Genomic DNA, 16,805 nt, shown 5'->3' on the forward strand with positions numbered 1-16,805 from the left:
CTTGATGCGCATGAAAAAGGTGCGGAATTTTAGGGTCTTTTCAGACCGTTATCCGCAGCCTAGGCTGACCAGCAATAAGACCCAGAGGAACTTCAGATCATGCTTTGCGACAGAACGGCCAGCGACATTCTAAAAGACCTCGCCAGAGGCGCGCTCACGGTCGAGGCCCTGATGCAGGCAACGCTCGACCGCATTGGCGAACGCAACCCGGCGCTGAACGCGATTGTTGCCCTTCGCCCGACCGAGGATCTGATGGCAGAGGCCCGCGCCGCGGATGCGGTGCCACTGGCCGAACGCGGCCCGCTCCATGGTCTGCCAATGGCAATCAAGGATCTCTCGAATGCCAAGGGGCTGGTGACATCCCAAGGCTCGCCGATTTTTGCAGGGCAGGTGGCACAAGAGGACGATATCTTTGTGGCGCGGTTGCGGGCGGCAGGGGTGATCGTGATTGGCAAGACAAATACGCCCGAGTTCGGGCTTGGGTCTCACACCTATAATCCTGTCTATGGCGCCACCGGCAATGTGGTGGACCCCAGCCGCTCTGCGGGCGGATCGTCAGGAGGCGCTGCGGTGGCGCTGGCGGCGGGAATGGTGGCGCTCGCGGATGGCTCTGACATGATGGGCTCACTGCGCAACCCGGCCGGATGGAACGAGATCTACGGCTTTCGTCCCACCTGGGGCTGGATCCCTTCCGAGCCCGTGGGCGATGTGTTCCTGCACCCGCTCTCAACCAGCGGACCGATGGCGCGCACACCAGAGGATCTGGCGCTTCTTCTGGATGTGATGTCCGGCAATGATCCGCGTTTGCCGCTCGCGCGCGGTGCAGAAACGGTCTCTCCGCTCAAGGCCCCAAAGCCACTGCGGCTGGGCTGGCTTGGCGATTGGGGCGGGGCGTACCCAATGGACGACGGCCTCCTTGAGACCTGTGATGCGGCGCTTCAGACCTTTGTGGCGCAGGGCCACACGGTAGAGCGGGTCGCGCCGCCATATCCCGCAGAGAAGATCTGGCAGAGCTGGATCACCCTGCGCTCCTTTGCGGTGGCGGCGGGGCTTCGCGGGTTGAACAACCGGCGCGCGGATCTGAAAGAGGCAGCGCTCTGGGAGTTGGACCGTGGGCTAGGGTTCAGCGCGCAAGAGGTGCAGGAAGCCTCCGATCTGCGCTCGGGCTGGATGCGCGCGGCTGCACGGATGTTTCAGCGCTATGACGCGGTGGTGTTGCCCACTGCGCAATGCTGGCCGTTTCCGATCGACTGGGACTACCCAAAGGAGATCGCCGGCAAACCCCTGGACACCTACCACCGCTGGATGGAGGTGGTGGTGCCCGCAAGCCTGTTGGGACTGCCTGCCTTGGCGGTGCCTGCCGGGCGGGGCGGGGCGGACCACTTGCCCATCGGGCTGCAGATCATCGGCCCGCACGGCAGCGACGGGCAGATCCTCGGGCTTGGGCAGGGATATCACACCGCGCGCGCCGCGCTCTAGCTCCGGCACCCGATCAGATCGCATGTGCATTGCATAGGGAGGCTCTGCAAGACGATGACGCAAACCACAGAAACACCGACCGCGCCTCTTACGCGACCGCTTGGGGTGCCGGACCTCAGACCCGTGAGCGCTGGCACCCTCAGAGACGCGCTCAGGGCAGGCTGGCGGGACTTTTGCGCCAAACCCATCTATGGGCTCATCTTTGCGGGGTTTTATGTGCTCGCAGGCTGGGTCATGGCCTGGGTGACGCTGCAAACGCAGACAAGTTACTGGCTGGTTCTCGCGGCCATCGGCTTTCCGCTGATCGGCCCTTTTGCAGCGGTTGGGCTTTATGAGGTCTCGCATCGGATCGAAGCAGGGCGCAGACTGGACGCCGGGCGGATCTTTGGCGTGATCTTCGAGCAAAGCCGCCGTCAGCTGCCGTCGATCTGCGCCATCATCATCGTTGTATTTCTGTTCTGGTTCTTCCTCGGGCATATGATTTTTGCGCTGTTTCTGGGCCATATGCCGATGGTCAATGTCTCCACCTCGACCGAAGTCTTCCTCACCCCGCAGGGGCTCATGATGCTCGGGGTCGGAACCGTTGTCGGTGCGCTCTTTGCACTCCTGATTTATATGATCACCGTCCTCGGGCTGCCGCTTCTGCTGGACCGTGAGATCGACTTTGTCACCGCGATGATCACCAGTTTTACCTATGTGCAGGCTAACCTCCTATGGATGCTTGCCTGGGCCGTGCTGATCGCCACGCTCACCTTTGTCGCGCTTTTGCCGGGGTTTTTCGGGCTCTTGGTGGTGCTGCCCTGGCTGGGTCATTCCAGCTGGCACCTTTACCGGCTCCTGCGCGTGGAGGAGGACGCTACCTGAAGGGTTTGCCGAGCTGCAAAAGCCGCCGGTGAAAGGGGATGATCTCGGGTGCGGTGGTGAAACCGCAGCCTCTTGCGGCCTTGATCGCCGCGCTTACATCGGTCCCGAGGTACTCATAGATCATACGCAGGGCGCGATCCCCGCTCTCGCTCTCACGGATCGTGCGGGTCACATAGCCGGTCCAGAGACTGTTTTCAGCCGCAGACACCCGGGCGAGGTAATTGAAAGAATAGGTCAGCGTATTGCGCCGACTGAGTACAAAGGCCACGCCGTCCTCGTGACAGGTCATGTAACCACGGTATTCGCGTGAAGGGCCATCCGTGGACAGCCCCTGGTATCGCATACCCGCGCGGGGTTCATAGCCGCGCACATAGGTGACACCGTCGATGCGTTTGACGTGCACGATCCCCAGCACATAGCTTTCATCGCTGATAAAACTGCGCCGCGTGAAGCGATAGAAGCCGCTGGGAAAGATCTTTTCGGTGACGCGCATCAGACCCGCGTCGATAAAATCCCGAAGGTAATCGCTCTGCAGGGGGCTGCCATCGGGACGATCAAGGCTTTCGACCGGCTCCAGCAGGATACGCGCATCCACGTCAAAGAAGCCACAAATCCGGTCAAGCACGTCGGGGCGCGGGAAGCTCTCTCCCGACAGATAGCGGTTGAACTGGGTGCGGTTGATGCCAAGGCGCCGCGACAGCTCGGAAATGGAGGGGTAGTCTTTGGCAAGTTTGCGCAGATTGTCTCCGAACACTGTTCTTAATTCAGCAGGCGATCTGGAGCGTTTCAACATGTTTGTTCCGAGAAAATGGCGTCATGCCTCATATGGGCATCAATGGCTGACGCGAAATAGGTTCAATAACGGTAGATCTGACGCTGTAGAGTATCAACGCCGACACAAATTGCAATTCCCTATTCCTAACTTTGGGATGTTTGAGAATCCGGTTTTGACGCAGAATAGAGACGGGCAAAAAAACGGGGTCCGCAATGATCGGTGTTGTCGTCTGGGCCGATACCGCAAAGTTAAAAGCGGTAATCTGGTGCGAAGATCAAAGAGATTTGGCCTATTTTATTCAGCGCGAGGAGCACGCGCAGACGGTCGCGCTCAACAAGGGCGACCTGGTAAAGTTTGAAAGCCGCTATGAAAGCGGACTGCGGATGGCAGGCCGGGTGCAGGTGGTCGAACCCTGCGCGGAGCCACATCTGTCGGATGCGTTGCTAGATCAGCCAGCCCCGACTCCAGAGACCGTCACAGAGAGCGAGATCTGCGAAAACGCTCATCAGGGCGCAGAAGTCGCCTGTCTCTCCATCCCCGACCGCATTAAATCGCGCAGCGACGGCCACCGCCCGTCAGCAGAGCGCAAAAGCGCCAAGATCCTGGCCTTCCCGGAACGTTTGCGGGCCTGAGGCATGTAGTGGCACCCGGGTGCCCGAAACATGTTTCAGCGTGCCCTAGATCAAAGCCTCAGCAGTCAAATACGCCCGAGCAAAAAGGGGCCACCCAGCCCTCCTGACATGTCTCAAGACCGACCCAAAGGCAAAAAAGCGCACCCGCAGGTGCGCTTTGGCGTTACTGGCTGGTACTAAGGCGCGTCACTCGCCGCGCAACAGCGCCGCAACCCCGGTACGCGCGATCTTGGTCATGCCAAGCGGGCGCATCAGATCGGCAAAGGCGTCGATCTTGTCGGGCGTGCCGGTGATTTCAAAGATGAAGCTGTTGAGCGTCGTATCCACGACCTTTGCGCGGAAAATATCCGCAAGGCGCATCGCTTCGACGCGCTTTTCGCCTTCGCCGACCACTTTGACGATGGCCAGTTCGCGCTCCACAAAGGGGCCCGCCACAGTAAGGTCTGTAACCTCATGCACCGGCACGATGCGGCCGAGTTGCGCTTTGATCTGTTCGATCACCTGTGGCGTACCGGTGGTGACCACAGTGATGCGCGACAGATGCCCGGTGTGGTCCACTTCGGCCACGGTGAGGCTGTCGATGTTGTAACCGCGGCCCGAAAACAGCCCGATGACGCGCGCCAGCACGCCAGGTTCGTTTTCCACCAGAACGGTGATCGTATGGCGCTCCTGCGTGTCGGAGAAATTCGGGCGTAGGTTATAGGCGGAGTGCTTGGTAGCACCTTTTTTGATGTGTAGGGCAGACATGTCAGTCCCTTTCCTCGAAATATCGGGGCAAGGCGCGATGCGCCTTGCAATCAAACCTCAGATGATCAGACCAGAACCGCGCCGCCGGACTGGATCACTCCCTGCGTTTCAGCCGCGCCCAACAGCATCTCGTTGTGAGCCTTGCCCGAGGGGATCATCGGGAAGCAGTTCTCGTGCTTTTCCACCAGACAGTCAAAGATCACCGGCCCGTCATATTCGATCATCTCCATGATCGCGTCATCCAGATCCTTGGGGTCCGAGCAGATGATGCCCTTGGCGCCAAAGGCTTCGGCGAGTTTCACAAAATCGGGCAGCGCTTCGGACCAGCTGTGCGAGTAGCGCTCACCATGCAAGAGCTCCTGCCACTGGCGCACCATGCCAAGGCGTTCGTTGTTGAGGATGAACTGTTTCACTGGCAGGCGGTACTGGGTCGCAGTGCCCATTTCCTGCATGTTCATCAGCCAAGAGGCCTCGCCCGCGACGTTGATCACCAGCGCATCGGGATGCGCGATCTGCGCGCCGATAGAGGCAGGCGTGCCATAGCCCATGGTGCCAAGCCCCCCGGAGGTCATCCAGCGGTTGGGGTCTTCAAAGCCCAGGAACTGTGCCGCCCACATCTGGTGCTGGCCCACTTCGGTGGTGATGTAGCGATCCCGACCCTTGGTCAGCGCCTCGAGACGCTCAAGCGCATATTGCGGCTTGATGGTGGTTTCGGACATCTCATAGGTCAGGCATTTCACCGCGCGCCATTCGTCGATCTGGCCCTGCCATTTTGCCAGTGCTTCGGCGTTGGTCTTGCGCCCGCGGCTCTTCCAGACCTTGAGAATGTCCTCAAGCACATGGCCAACGTCCCCGACAATCGGGATGTCCGCCTTGATCACCTTGTTGATCGAGGAGGGGTCGATGTCGATATGGGCCTTGATGGATTTCGGGCTGAAGGCGTCGATGCGACCGGTGATCCGGTCATCAAAGCGCGCGCCGATGTTGATCATCAGGTCGCAGTCATGCATCGCCATATTGGCCTCGTAGAGACCATGCATGCCGAGCATCCCAAGCCACTGCTTGCCCGACGCGGGATAGGCACCGAGACCCATCAGGGTCGAGGTGATCGGAAAGCCGGTGGCCTCCACCAGTTCGCGCAGAAGCTGGCTTGCGGCCGGGCCCGAGTTGATCACGCCGCCGCCGGTATAAAACACCGGGCGTTTGGCGGTCTCCATCGCGGCGACCAGTTCGGTGATTTCTTCCATGTCGCCCTTGACGACCGGCTGGTAATGCGAAGCCGAAGGTTTCTTGGGCTCATAGGTGCCGGTGGCAAACTGCACGTCCTTGGGAATGTCGATCAGCACCGGGCCAGGGCGGCCAGAGGTTGCGACATGGAACCCTTCGTGGATGGTGGAGGCGAGTTTATCGGTGTCCTTCACCAGCCAGTTGTGCTTGGTGCAGGGGCGGGTGATGCCGACGGTGTCGGCCTCCTGAAAGGCGTCAGAGCCGATCATGAAGGTCGGGACCTGCCCGGTGAGAACCACCAGCGGGATCGAGTCCAGCAGCGCATCCGTGAGGCCGGTCACCGCGTTGGTGGCACCGGGGCCAGAGGTCACAAGCACCACGCCGGGTTTGCCGGTCGAGCGCGCATACCCTTCGGCGGCATGCACTGCGCCCTGTTCGTGACGGACCAGAATATGGCGAATGTCATTTTGCTGAAAGATTTCATCGTAAATGGGTAGGACAGCGCCTCCGGGATATCCGAATACCGTGTCCACGCCCTGCTCCTTGAGGGCTTGGACAACCATTTTTGCGCCGGTCATTTCACGTGTCATCTGCTTTGCTCCAGTTCACGACATCGTCTTTCTTTGCGTCAGTCTAACGTCAGTGTGTATCGCATAAAAAAGCCCCCGATTTTGAGGATCGGAGGCGCATGGGTTCGATTATGGTCTACCGTTACCGGCCCATGCGCGTGTGTCCTACAATTACGACTAGCCGAGCCATCGTCGGGGCCTCCATCATGCATTGGAGGCGACATTATGGGGCAGGGCCGGGAGGGTCAACCGCAAAAAGGCGGTTTTTGTGCCTGGTTTTGAATTTATCTTACGTATGGAGGTGATATTTGGAAATTAATGACAACATCGGGCGTTGAATTTGTAACGGGGCTATGTGATCCGGCGATGCGGAGCGCATTGAGGGGGTAACTTTCCCGGGGGGCGACTGTGCGGGGCGCCTCCGGCGCGCAGGTTTACCCCGCGCTGCCACGCGGGGCCGGGGCGAGGCGCTGCCTCGCGCTCCGGGATATTTCAGTTAGAAGAAGGGGCGGCGGTCACTGGAGCCCTATCGGGCGGGGCGGGCATGCAGCGCAATGGGGGGGCGGAGAGGCGTGGCCAATGCGAAGGTTTCAGAGCCTCTGGTGCGCTGGGCCCTACGGATCAGATACCGCGGCCGGTGCCTTGCAGGACACCGTGTTCCAGCGCATAGCGGGTGAGCCCCGCGGTCGAAGAGATCCCAAGTTTGCGCTTGATGTTCTTGCGGTGGGTTTCCACCGTGCGCACGGAAATGTCGAGCGCTTGCGCCACTTCCTTGTTGGATTTGCCCTGCGCCAGTTCCAAGAGGATCGTCTGCTCGCGCCCTGTGAGCGCTTCACGGCTGGTCTGGGATTGCGGCGAGAGCGACCCGGCGGCGCCGGTGCACAGGTATCGTTCGCCGCGCATCACCGCGTCGATTGCGGTCTTGATTTCTTCGGGCTGGACATCCTTCAGAACATAGCCAACCGCACCGTGGCTGAGGGCGGTGGAGATATATTCCGGGCTGTCGTGCATCGACAGGATCAGCACCCGGATTTCAGGGCAGCGTTCCTGAATGATCTCGGTCGCGCTAAGGCCGCCCACATCAGGCATGTTGAGATCCATCAGGATGACATCCGGCACGAGCGCCTCGGCGCGGGCAATGGCCTCACGCCCGCTTGAGACGGCCCCGACCACTTCGATGTCGCCGTAGCTTTCGAGGATCGACTGGATCCCTTCGGCGACCATCGGGTGGTCATCGACGATCAGAACGCGGATTGGGCCATTCATCTCTTGTCTCCCGATGTTGTCGGTCTGGCGTTCTCCATCAGAGGCCCTCCCTGGCATCTGCTGTGTCCTGCTGGCTCTCAGGGCAGGCGATGCGCTGCAAGCTCGTCGCCCGGCGGGAGCAGGTGGCTCAGGGGCAGGCTGGCGATGATGACTGTGCCACGGTCGCGGCCTGCGCGAAATGACAGAATGCGCAGGGTGCCGTCAAGCTGTTCCATACGCTCTTGCATGTTGCGCAGTCCAATCCCTGAGCGGCTGCGCTCCTCTTCGGTGGGCAGGCCAGAGCCATTGTCAGAGATGCGCATGGTGGCGCCGTTTTCATGGCCGCGCAGATCCATCGTCACCCGCGTGGCACCCGAATGGCGCTCGATATTGGTGAGCGCCTCCTGGGCAATCCGGTAAAGCGCAATCTTGGCCTCCTGATCGAGACGGTTGCGAAAGACCACCGTGGTGAAATCCGTTTCGATCCCGGTGCGGGCTGCAAAATCATCCGTCAGCGCCTTGAGCGCGGGGCCAAGCCCGAGATCATCCAGCACGCCGGGGCGCAGATCGCGGCTGATGCGGCGTACTTCGGTGATGGCGGTCGCAAGACCTTCGACGCCCTTGTCGAGCGGCGCGGCGGTGGTTTCGAATTCGCCCCGCCCGATGCGCCGCCTGACGGTTTCCAGCGCATAGCGTACCCCGACCAGCAACTGGCTGATCGAATCATGGAGCTCTCGCGCCACCCGCCCGCGCTCTTCTTCCTGGGCATCAAAGACCCGCTGCGTGAGCTCCTTGAGCTTGGCGTCGGCCAGACGCCGCTCGCGGATGTTGAGGAGCATCCCCGAGCCAAACACCGCGATCAACGCCACAAGGGTGATCGCCCCTATATAAAGGAATGTGCGACGCACCCGGTTTTCGACCTCCTGACGCGAGCTGGCAATCGAGGCGATCACATCGTCGATAAAAACCCCGGTGCCCACTGCCCATTGCCAGTCTTGAAGCCCGACCACATAGGCGATCATCTGCGCCTCTTCACCGGAGGAGGGCTTTTCCCACATGAAACTGTGCCAGCCAGCACCCTGACGCGCGATGTCGATGAAAGTGTTGACCACAGGCACGCCATTGGCATCCGTCAGCCCCGCCCAGTTGCGGTTGATAAACTCGGTCTGACGCGGGCTGACCAGGTTGGTGCCATCGTAATCATAGACAAAAAAGAACCCGTCCTGGCCGTAGATCATGGCGCTCAGGATCTGGGTGACCTTGCGCTTGGCCTCGGTGTCGTCCGGGGCGGCGGGGCCATAAATATGCATAAAGCCGTTGCGGGCCTGGGTGACGTAGTTGCGCAGTTCGGCCTTCTTGGCCTCGATCAACTGACGCTCCAGCACCTGAATTTCGCGTTCAGCCATGGCGCGGGATTGATAGGCCACCAGGGTCGCGATGCACAGGCAGGCCACGATCAAGGGCAAAGTGGCCAGCAGGGACAGTTTTTGGGCGTAATTCGGGCGGAACATGCGCCGGATCATCGTTTCTGGTTCCTGAAAAGGCCATCGGGAGCGGCGACGGGGCCGTTTCGAATCGTTACGGCACTGAGGTCGAGAATCAAAGCCCTGAAACGGCCGGGCGCAGGCCAAAGGCAAGTGAAGAGTGCCCCGATCCCCTCGATTGCGGCCCGGATGGCTCAAAAAATCGGCGTTTCTACGTAGTACTTGGTATTCACATGTTTGGTGGTCCGGTTAGGGTGTTGGGACTGTAAGGCGGCCACGGGGACGGGGGATCCCCTAACCCACGGTGGCCACACGTTTTGGGAGGAACCAAAAACATGGATCGCAGATCCTTTCTGAAAACATCCGCAATCGGTGGCTCCGCAGCCGCCGCATCCGCAGCTCTCGCCGCACCGGCCTACGCACAGGGCAACCGCACCCTGACCATGGTTACCACCTGGGGCCGTGGCCTTGCTGGTGTGCATGACTCCGCGCAGCGCGTGGCAGACAGCATCACCGCCATGACCGACGGCGCTCTGACCGTTGACCTGAAAGCCGCTGGCGAACTCGTTGGCGCATTCGAGGTGTTTGACGCCGTGACCGCCGGTCAGGCCGACATGTACCACGGTGCCGACTATTACTTCGTGGGTCAGCACCCGGGCTATGCGTTCTTCACCGCCGTGCCTTTCGGCATGACCGCGCAGGAACTGGCCAACTGGTACTACCAGGACGGCGGCATGGAGCTCCACGACGAGCTGGGTCAGATCTTTGGTCTGAAGTCCTTCCTCGGCGGCAACACCGGCGCGCAGGCCGGTGGCTGGTTCTCCAAGGAGATCAACAGCCCCGACGACTTCAACGGTCTGAAGTTCCGTATGCCGGGTCTCGGCGGTAAAGCTCTGGGTAAACTGGGCGCATCCGTTCAGAACATCCCCGGCTCCGAAGTGTATCAGGCGCTCTCATCCGGTGCGATCGACGGCACCGAGTGGATCGGCCCCTGGGCAGACGAGAAAGCGGGCTTCCAGGAAATCACCAAGACCTACTACACCGCTGGCTTCCACGAGCCGGGTGCGGGTCTCTCCGTTGCGACCAACCGCGACGTGTTCGAGAGCCTCACACCGGGTCAGCAGAAGGTGATCGAGATCGCCTCTGCCGAAGCACACCAGTGGAACCTGAGCCAGTTCCTCGCCAACAACGGTGCAGCGCTGCAGCGTCTGCAAGCCGGTGGCGTGAAGGTCATGGAATTCCCCGACTCCGTCTGGGATGCCTTCGGCAAGGCCTCCATGGAAGTGCACCAGGAAAACATGGGCGACGATCTCTACAAGAAGATCTACGACAGCGCCATGGCCTCCATGAAAGCCTCCTCCGGCTGGATCAACCAGTCCTCCGGCACCTATGTGGCTCAGCGCGACCGCGTTCTGGGCTAATCCCGGACCTCTCGCTTGAATTGGATCCCCCGCGCCAGATGCGGGGGATCTCTTTTGCACTCGCGGTCCAACGAGCGTCGCCGGAGCCTTCCGCGCAAAGACGTGCCCGACCGCCTGCTTGAACTTCCGGGGGAGCCATGCAGGACGACATGAGTATTTCCTTTTTTGGCGCGATTGGCGGCTTCCTTTGGTGGCTCGCCTCAAACGTATTTGGCGCCTTTTACAACATCGGCTATGCCGTCACCCATCCCGAGCTGTGGCTCGACTGGCTGACATGGGCCGGCACACCAGAGGACAAGGCATCGGTGATGCGCTTTGTCTACTATGGTGGTTCGGTCGAGTTCTTCTTTGTGGTCTTCACCACACTCCTCGTCCTCACGGGGCTCGGCATCTATTACCGTGGCTTCATGTGGGCGATGGTGCGCGGGCTTGAGGGCTTTGCCAACACCTTGGGGCGCTTCTTTGCCTGGGCCGGTCTCTTGATGGTCCTGCAGCAGATCATCATCGTGTTCATGCAGCGCGTCTTTGCCCGCCCCGATATGAGTTTCGGGCTCGGCATCGCGCTGGAAAAGGACATCTCGTGGTTCGCAGAAGAGCTAAAGCTCTATAACGCGCTCGTCGTGTGTTTCTGTGTCACCTACACCTTTGTGCAGGGCGGCCATGTGCGCGTTGACCTGATCTATGCGGGCATCTCGCATCGCGCCAAACGCGTGGTCGACATGGTTGGTGCGCTGATCTTCATGATGCCCATGGCGGTGATCACCTGGATGTACGGATGGTACTTCCTGTGGCGTCACCTGATCGTGCCAAAACCCTCCGCCTCCGACCAGCTGGATCGTCTGGTCATGAAAGCGCGCGCCTTGCGCTGGAACGTGGAGACCATCGGCTTCTCGCCCAACGGCTTTAACGGCTATTTCCTCTTCAAGATCCTGCTGGTCGCATTTGCGGGCCTCGTGTTCCTGCATGCGGTGGCGTTCTTCTACCGCTCTCTCCTCGAATATATCGAAGGCGAAGAGTCGGAAGGGAAATACCTCGACAAAGATACGCTTGGCGAAGGCGAAGAAGCCTATGAAGGCGCTCATTAACTAAGGGACAGCACCCATGCTATTCGGACTTGATGGCGTCGAAATCGGCCTAATCATCGTCTTTCTCTGCCTCTTCGGGGGCATTCTCTCGGGCTTTCCGGTGGCCTTTGCCATCGGGGGCGCCGGGGTCATCTCCTTCGGGATAATTGCCGCGCTCGACAGTGCGGGGCTTTTGATCCACCAGGCCATTGACACCTCCAGTCAGGCCTATCGAGATATCGTCAGCTCCGGCGTGAAGCCGGATGTGATTTCCGTATTCCGATACCCGGACTTGCCAAGGATCGCAGAGCCTGTGTTCCCGCAGGGCTGGGAAGTTGCGATGGACCGCAACGTCTCCTTCATCGTGAACCGCATCAACGAGCGGGTTCTGGCCGGCGCCTCCATCGAGACGCTGCTGGCAGTGCTGATGTTCGTTCTGATGGGCATCACGCTTGAACGCTCCAAGATCGCAAACGACCTTCTGACCACCATGGCGCGTGTCTTTGGCCCGCTGCCGGGCGGTCTGGCTGTGTCCATCGTGGTTGTGGGCGCGTTTCTTGCGGCGTCCACCGGGATCGTGGGCGCAACGGTTGTGACCATGGGGCTTCTGGCCCTGCCGACCATGCTGCGCAACAACTACTCGCCGGAACTGGCGACAGGTGTGATTGCAGCCTCGGGGACGCTTGGTCAGATCATTCCGCCCTCGATCGTGATCGTTCTTCTGGGCACGCTCGCAGGGGATCTCTACTCCACCGCGCAGGAAAACCGGGCGCAGGAAGCGGGCTGTACGGATGCGCTAACGTATCTTGGCGAGCCTGCGGTTGTGTCCGTGGGCACATTGTTCCAGGCGGCCTTGTTGCCGGGCATCATGCTTGCGCTTCTCTATGCGCTCTATGCCTTTGGCTACGCGCTCCTTAATCCGCACAAGGCTCCTGCCGTGCAGATGGGTGCTGCCAATGAAGAGCCGATCACCCGCGCAGAGAGCCTCACATGGTTCCTCGGCGTTCCGGCGGCTCTGATCGTTGGCACGGTGCTCTTGAACAGCGTGAACCTCGTGGGCAGCCAGAACATCACCGTTTCGGCCTTCTCTGATGCGGGTCAAACCGCAAGCCTGCGCACCAACGTGGGCCCGGAGTGTCAGGCGGCGATGATTGACCTGCATGGTCAGGAAGCCTGGGATGCCGCCGTGGCTGAGCAGGTCGAGATCGATGCGGCGGGCGGCGTGGCTGAAGCCACCAAGCTCTCTGAAGAAGAGCTGGCGCAGGCGCTGGAGCGGAAGATCGCCAATGCGGCGCCCATCGGCACCGGTATTGCGACCATCATCGTGCTTCTGGGGCTGACGCTGGCCGTGGGCCGTGGCGTGGCGCCGTCGCGCGATGCCAAGCCGTTGATCGTTGGTGCCATTGGTCTGTTGCTGCTGGCGCTGATTGATGTGATCGCGATTGGACCGACCACCTCGGCTTCGGCCACGGTGGCGTGGATGCTGCTGCCTGTCCTGCTTGCGCTTTATGGCTGCAAGGAAGCGGCGGCGCGCTGTGCCCGTAACGATCTGATCCGGGTGGTCTTCCCGCCGCTGGTTCTGATCGTGGCGGTGCTGGGCTCGATCCTGGGTGGGATCACCAACCCGACGCCCGCTGCGGCGCTTGGGGCCGGTGGCGCCATCATGCTCGCGGCCTACCGTCGCCTGAAGGATGAGGGTCAATCCGGCAATATCATCATCTGGGCCACCTTCGCGGTGATCCTGGCGATCCTCACCGGCATGAACTTTGACCTTCGGATCAATCAGGATGTGGTTCCCGCAGAAAGCTACGCGGCATTCTTCTTTGCCTACTCGTGCTATCTGTTTGCGCTCTTTGGCCTGCTCTACGGGATCTGGGTGCTCTTCAAAGGCGGGGTGATGACACCGATCGTGCGGGAAACCGCCAAGGTGACCTCGATGGTCTTTACCATCCTCATCGGCTCGCAGCTGCTGAACCTGGTGGTGATCTCCTTTGGGGGCGAGCACTATATCCAGCAGTTCCTGAAGAGCTTTGACAATGAGCTCACCGTGTTCCTCATCGTGATGCTCGTGCTGTTCATCCTCGGGTTTGTGCTCGACTTCCTGGAGATCATCTACATCGTGATCCCCATCGTCGGCCCGGTGATCTATGGTGGATCTTTTGATCCCAAATGGGTGACGATCATGGTGGCTGTGAACCTGCAGACGTCCTTCCTCACGCCGCCCTTTGGATTTGCGCTGTTCTATCTGCGCGGCGTGGCGCCGAGGGAGGTCACGACTGGCCATATCTACCGTGGTGTGTTGCCCTTCGTGTTGATCCAGGTGCTTGGACTGGCGATCCTGTGGTTCTTCCCCTCGATCGTGACCATTGTACCGTCACTGATCCCGAACTGATCGCGCAGTAGGTTCCAAAACAGAAAAGGCCCCGCCATTGTGTGCGGGGCCTTTTTTATTGTGCTGAAAGAGCAAGGGGCGCTGCCCCTCTTGGCCTGCGGCCAATTCACCCCGGGATATTTTGAGTTAGAAAAAGGTAGAGAGCGCCCTTGAAGGGCGGTTTGGCCCCGCACACAGGTTGTGCAGATCCGGGACGGCAGGCGAGGTGGCGCCTAGGCGAACTGGATCAGGTCCCAGCGATTGCCAAAAGGGTCGCGCCAGACTGCAACGGTACCATATGGCTCAACGCGCGGGGCCTCCTCAAAGAGGACACCGGCGGCGGTCATGGCGCGGTGATCGCGGGCGAAATCATCCGTTGCCAGGAAGAGCCCGACCCGTCCGCCAAACTGGTTGCCGATGGCGGCCTCCTGGGCAGGGCCCTCGGCGCGTGCGAGGATCAGACTGCCCGCAGTGGCGCCCGGCGGCAGAATGCGCACCCAGCGCTTGCGGCCCTGATCCACATCCTCGGCCAGGGTCCAGCCAAGTGTCTGGCAGTAAAACGCAATGGCCGCGTCGTAATCGGGCACCACAAGGGAGACGGCGTGGAGAAATTGCACGCGGTTTACCTTTTTTTGGGGGAGGTGCCCTGCGGCAGCTGGATATTGGCCACCTGCTCGGCCACCGGCGCGGTAGAGAGAGGGTGATCCTCGGCGGTAAAGCTTTCGGGGTCCTTCAAGGGAGTCCATTCGCCGCCGAAATAGACTTCAAGGCCGGAGAACTTGGCCTTGTACCCCATCTTCTGACTGCCAGGGACCCAGTAGCCCAGGTAGACATAGGGCAGCCCGGCCTCGCGCGCGATCTCGATGTGATCAAGCACCATGAAGGTGCCGAGCGAGTTTTGCGGAAGGTTGGGCGCGTAGAAGGAATAGACCATGCTCAGCCCGTCTTCGAGCACATCGGTGAGTGAAACAGCGGTGAGCGCATCGGTGTCCAAGTCGGTGTATTCCACCACCCGCGTCCGGATCGGGGTTTCCTCGACCATGGCGGCATATTCAAAGACATCCATATCCGCCATGCCACCGTCGGCGTGGCGCTGGTCGAGATAGTCGCGAAACAGCGCGTATTGATCCTCGGTCGCCCAGGGCGAGGTGGCGCGCCGGTCCAGGTGGCGGTTGCGGTTGAGCGTCTTGCGCTGGCTGCGGGTCGGTTTGAAGTCGGCAACGCTGATGCGTGCGGACATGCAGGCCGAGCAGTCGGAACAGGAAGGACGGTAGAGCACATTCTGCGAGCGCCGAAAGCCCTGCTGGCTGAGCGAGTTGTTCAACTGCTCCACACCGTCGCCCTGCAGCGAGGTGAACAGTTTGCGCTCCATCCGGCCCTCAAGGTAGGGGCAGGGCTGCGGCGCAGTCACATAGAACTGAGGAGCGATCGGTAGAGTGTGGCGCATATGTGAGGTCAGCGGCTCTCGTAAACGTAGGAAGGACCGTCCCTCTTGGACGGCCCGGCATCAGTGTCGTTGAATGTGTGATGATAGCGACCGACCCGGTGCTGGCAAGCCTCCTTGTGCAAATTGGATTAACGCGCAAGGAGGGCGGGTGCGGGGCCGCATCAGAGGCTGCGTCAGGCGCGGCGGCGCAGCATCGCGGTGCCCAGCAGATGGTCGCTCAGGCCCTGACCGCGCGCGGTGGTCAGCATCAGCAGGATCGAGATGATCTGCAGAACCGGGACCGCCATAGAGACGGTATAGCCCACGGTATGCAAAAGCGCGCTGCCGCCGTCGAGCCGGGCGCCGGAGTGTTCGCGCAATTCGATCCCACAAAACCGCATGCCCAAGGTGGCCGACCCGTTTGCCAGCGTTGCAACACGATAGACAAACCCCACGGTCAGATAGAGCATCGGCCAGACCAGAAGGCCCAGAAACGCCGTAAAGGGGACGATCACCGCCGCGATGGCAAAGATCAACGCGGTGTCGATCAAAAAGGCAAACAGACGCTTGGCGGTGACGCCGGAGTAAAACTCGGCCTGCAAGTCTGGATCGGGGAGGGCGGTCATTCGGGGCTCCTGAGAGTGGCAGGGTGGGGGGATGCTGCCCGGGGGGAGCCGGGCAGGGAGTGATGGTGTCAGGCTTTGGACGGGCGAGCGCCATCCTGGGGCTCGTCGTCTGCGTCATTGGCCTCGTCGGGGCGCGCGGCGCGCTCATCCATGAACTGATCGAATTCAGCTTTGTCCTTGGCGGCGCGTAGTCGGCCGAGGAAGGCTTCGAAATCGGTCTGCTCTTGTTCAAGCCGCGCCAGAGTGTCGGCTTTGTAGGCGTCGAACGCACTGTTACCACTGCTTTTCATAGCATGAAAGCCACGGTGCATATGGGTCGAACGGCGGCGGCAGGAAGAATTGAACATGCGTTTGCTCCAGATCATGTAGGCGAGGATTGCAAGGCCGACGGGCCAGACGAAGACAAAGCCAAGGACCATTGCGGCGATCCACGCGCCTTTGCCTTTAGAATCGAGCCAGGATTCGCTTCGGGCGAGCCAGCCCTGTTGCGGGGTCGGCGGCAGATTGGTCGAGTAACTGGTCATTCTGGGTCTCCACGGTGCTGGTTGAATGTGAATTCAATTTACATCACCGATATGTGCAACGCTGCCAGTGCCTTCAAGGGCGCATGTAAATGTTTTTCACATTTACTTTGAGGGGCATTGATTTTGAAGGGAAAAACATGTGTGGATGGATGGGGGAGATGGCCGGGAATGTGATAGCGGAAAGAAAACGCCAAAGGCGTCAACCGATTTTGACGAGTGGAGTAGGGTGCGGCCACGCGCCCCAAACCTTGTGTCATCACTACCAACCCTATCTCCGGTAACATACCGTAGCACCGCCAGATCAGATCTGGGCAGACGGGCAACTCTTAATCGCATCACTCGGTCCCCGAA

At 60.5% G+C, this 16,805-nt stretch carries 15 protein-coding genes; 6 read left to right on the forward strand and 9 right to left on the reverse strand.

The features are described from left to right. Positions 1 to 99: 99 nt before the first annotated feature. Both ACZ1HH_RS04245 and ACZ1HH_RS04250 read left to right on the forward strand, forming a co-directional pair. Positions 100 to 1,479: an amidase gene (locus ACZ1HH_RS04245; RefSeq protein WP_472635954.1), complete on the forward strand. Its 1,380-nt coding sequence runs from the start codon at positions 100 to 102 to the stop codon at positions 1,477 to 1,479. A gap of 54 nt (positions 1,480 to 1,533) precedes the next feature. Further along, positions 1,534 to 2,343 (forward strand): DUF2189 domain-containing protein, encoded by an 810-nt coding sequence (locus tag ACZ1HH_RS04250; RefSeq protein WP_472635955.1) that lies wholly within the window; start codon positions 1,534 to 1,536, stop codon positions 2,341 to 2,343. Here the strand turns inward: ACZ1HH_RS04250 and ACZ1HH_RS04255 are convergent. Continuing rightward, positions 2,336 to 3,097: a helix-turn-helix domain-containing protein gene (locus tag ACZ1HH_RS04255; protein WP_472635956.1), complete on the reverse strand. Its 762-nt coding sequence runs from the start codon at positions 3,095 to 3,097 to the stop codon at positions 2,336 to 2,338. The two genes, ACZ1HH_RS04250 and ACZ1HH_RS04255, sit on opposite strands and share 8 nt — an antisense overlap. Before the next feature lie 233 nt (positions 3,098 to 3,330). Between ACZ1HH_RS04255 and ACZ1HH_RS04260 the strand changes: the two genes are divergently transcribed. Beyond that, positions 3,331 to 3,750: a hypothetical protein gene (locus ACZ1HH_RS04260; protein WP_011538218.1), complete on the forward strand. Its 420-nt coding sequence runs from the start codon at positions 3,331 to 3,333 to the stop codon at positions 3,748 to 3,750. Between the two features lie 186 nt (positions 3,751 to 3,936). On the opposite strand, the gene ilvN is transcribed toward ACZ1HH_RS04260, so the two are convergent. The 4 genes from ilvN to ACZ1HH_RS04280 form a co-directional block, all read right to left on the reverse strand. Continuing rightward, the gene (gene ilvN, locus ACZ1HH_RS04265; protein WP_011538219.1) at positions 3,937 to 4,497 is read right to left on the reverse strand and encodes an acetolactate synthase small subunit; all 561 of its coding nucleotides are present in this window, start codon (positions 4,495 to 4,497) and stop codon (positions 3,937 to 3,939) included. A gap of 65 nt (positions 4,498 to 4,562) precedes the next feature. Then, entirely contained in the window at positions 4,563 to 6,314 is a 1,752-nt protein-coding gene (locus ACZ1HH_RS04270; RefSeq protein ID WP_011538220.1) for an acetolactate synthase 3 large subunit, read from the reverse strand. A gap of 600 nt (positions 6,315 to 6,914) precedes the next feature. Further along, the gene (locus ACZ1HH_RS04275) at positions 6,915 to 7,559 is read right to left on the reverse strand and encodes a response regulator transcription factor (RefSeq protein ID WP_472635957.1); all 645 of its coding nucleotides are present in this window, start codon (positions 7,557 to 7,559) and stop codon (positions 6,915 to 6,917) included. Between the two features lie 77 nt (positions 7,560 to 7,636). Next, positions 7,637 to 9,061: a cache domain-containing protein gene (locus tag ACZ1HH_RS04280; RefSeq protein ID WP_487320394.1), complete on the reverse strand. Its 1,425-nt coding sequence runs from the start codon at positions 9,059 to 9,061 to the stop codon at positions 7,637 to 7,639. 296 nt (positions 9,062 to 9,357) lie between these two features. Here ACZ1HH_RS04280 and ACZ1HH_RS04285 point away from each other — a divergent pair, with 296 nt between their 5' ends. The 3 genes from ACZ1HH_RS04285 to ACZ1HH_RS04295 all read left to right on the forward strand — a co-directional run bounded on the left by ACZ1HH_RS04285 (position 9,358) and on the right by ACZ1HH_RS04295 (position 13,899). Continuing rightward, entirely contained in the window at positions 9,358 to 10,443 is a 1,086-nt protein-coding gene (locus ACZ1HH_RS04285) for a TRAP transporter substrate-binding protein (RefSeq protein ID WP_011538223.1), read from the forward strand. 137 nt (positions 10,444 to 10,580) lie between these two features. Next, a complete protein-coding gene (locus ACZ1HH_RS04290; protein WP_472635958.1) occupies positions 10,581 to 11,528 on the forward strand; it encodes a TRAP transporter small permease subunit in 948 nt (315 codons plus the stop codon). A 16-nt stretch (positions 11,529 to 11,544) separates the two neighbouring features. After that, positions 11,545 to 13,899 carry a TRAP transporter large permease gene (locus ACZ1HH_RS04295; protein WP_472635959.1) on the forward strand — a complete coding sequence of 785 codons (2,355 nt, stop codon included), beginning with the start codon at positions 11,545 to 11,547 and terminating at the stop codon, positions 13,897 to 13,899. 212 nt (positions 13,900 to 14,111) lie between these two features. On the opposite strand, the gene ACZ1HH_RS04300 is transcribed toward ACZ1HH_RS04295, so the two are convergent. From ACZ1HH_RS04300 to ACZ1HH_RS04315, 4 genes are all read right to left on the reverse strand, one after another. Beyond that, positions 14,112 to 14,495 (reverse strand): VOC family protein, encoded by a 384-nt coding sequence (locus ACZ1HH_RS04300; RefSeq protein ID WP_011538226.1) that lies wholly within the window; start codon positions 14,493 to 14,495, stop codon positions 14,112 to 14,114. Between the two features lie 5 nt (positions 14,496 to 14,500). Then, positions 14,501 to 15,325: an arginyltransferase gene (locus tag ACZ1HH_RS04305; RefSeq protein WP_168610537.1), complete on the reverse strand. Its 825-nt coding sequence runs from the start codon at positions 15,323 to 15,325 to the stop codon at positions 14,501 to 14,503. A gap of 173 nt (positions 15,326 to 15,498) precedes the next feature. Further along, positions 15,499 to 15,930, reverse strand: coding sequence for an RDD family protein (locus ACZ1HH_RS04310; protein ID WP_011538228.1), 432 nt, complete (start codon positions 15,928 to 15,930; stop codon positions 15,499 to 15,501). Between the two features lie 68 nt (positions 15,931 to 15,998). Continuing rightward, on the reverse strand, positions 15,999 to 16,454 hold the full coding sequence (locus tag ACZ1HH_RS04315; RefSeq protein WP_472635960.1) for a DUF2852 domain-containing protein: 456 nt from the start codon (positions 16,452 to 16,454) through the stop codon (positions 15,999 to 16,001). Positions 16,455 to 16,805 lie beyond the last annotated feature (351 nt).

It is taken from the genome of Epibacterium sp. HA2-3 (assembly GCF_055693725.2).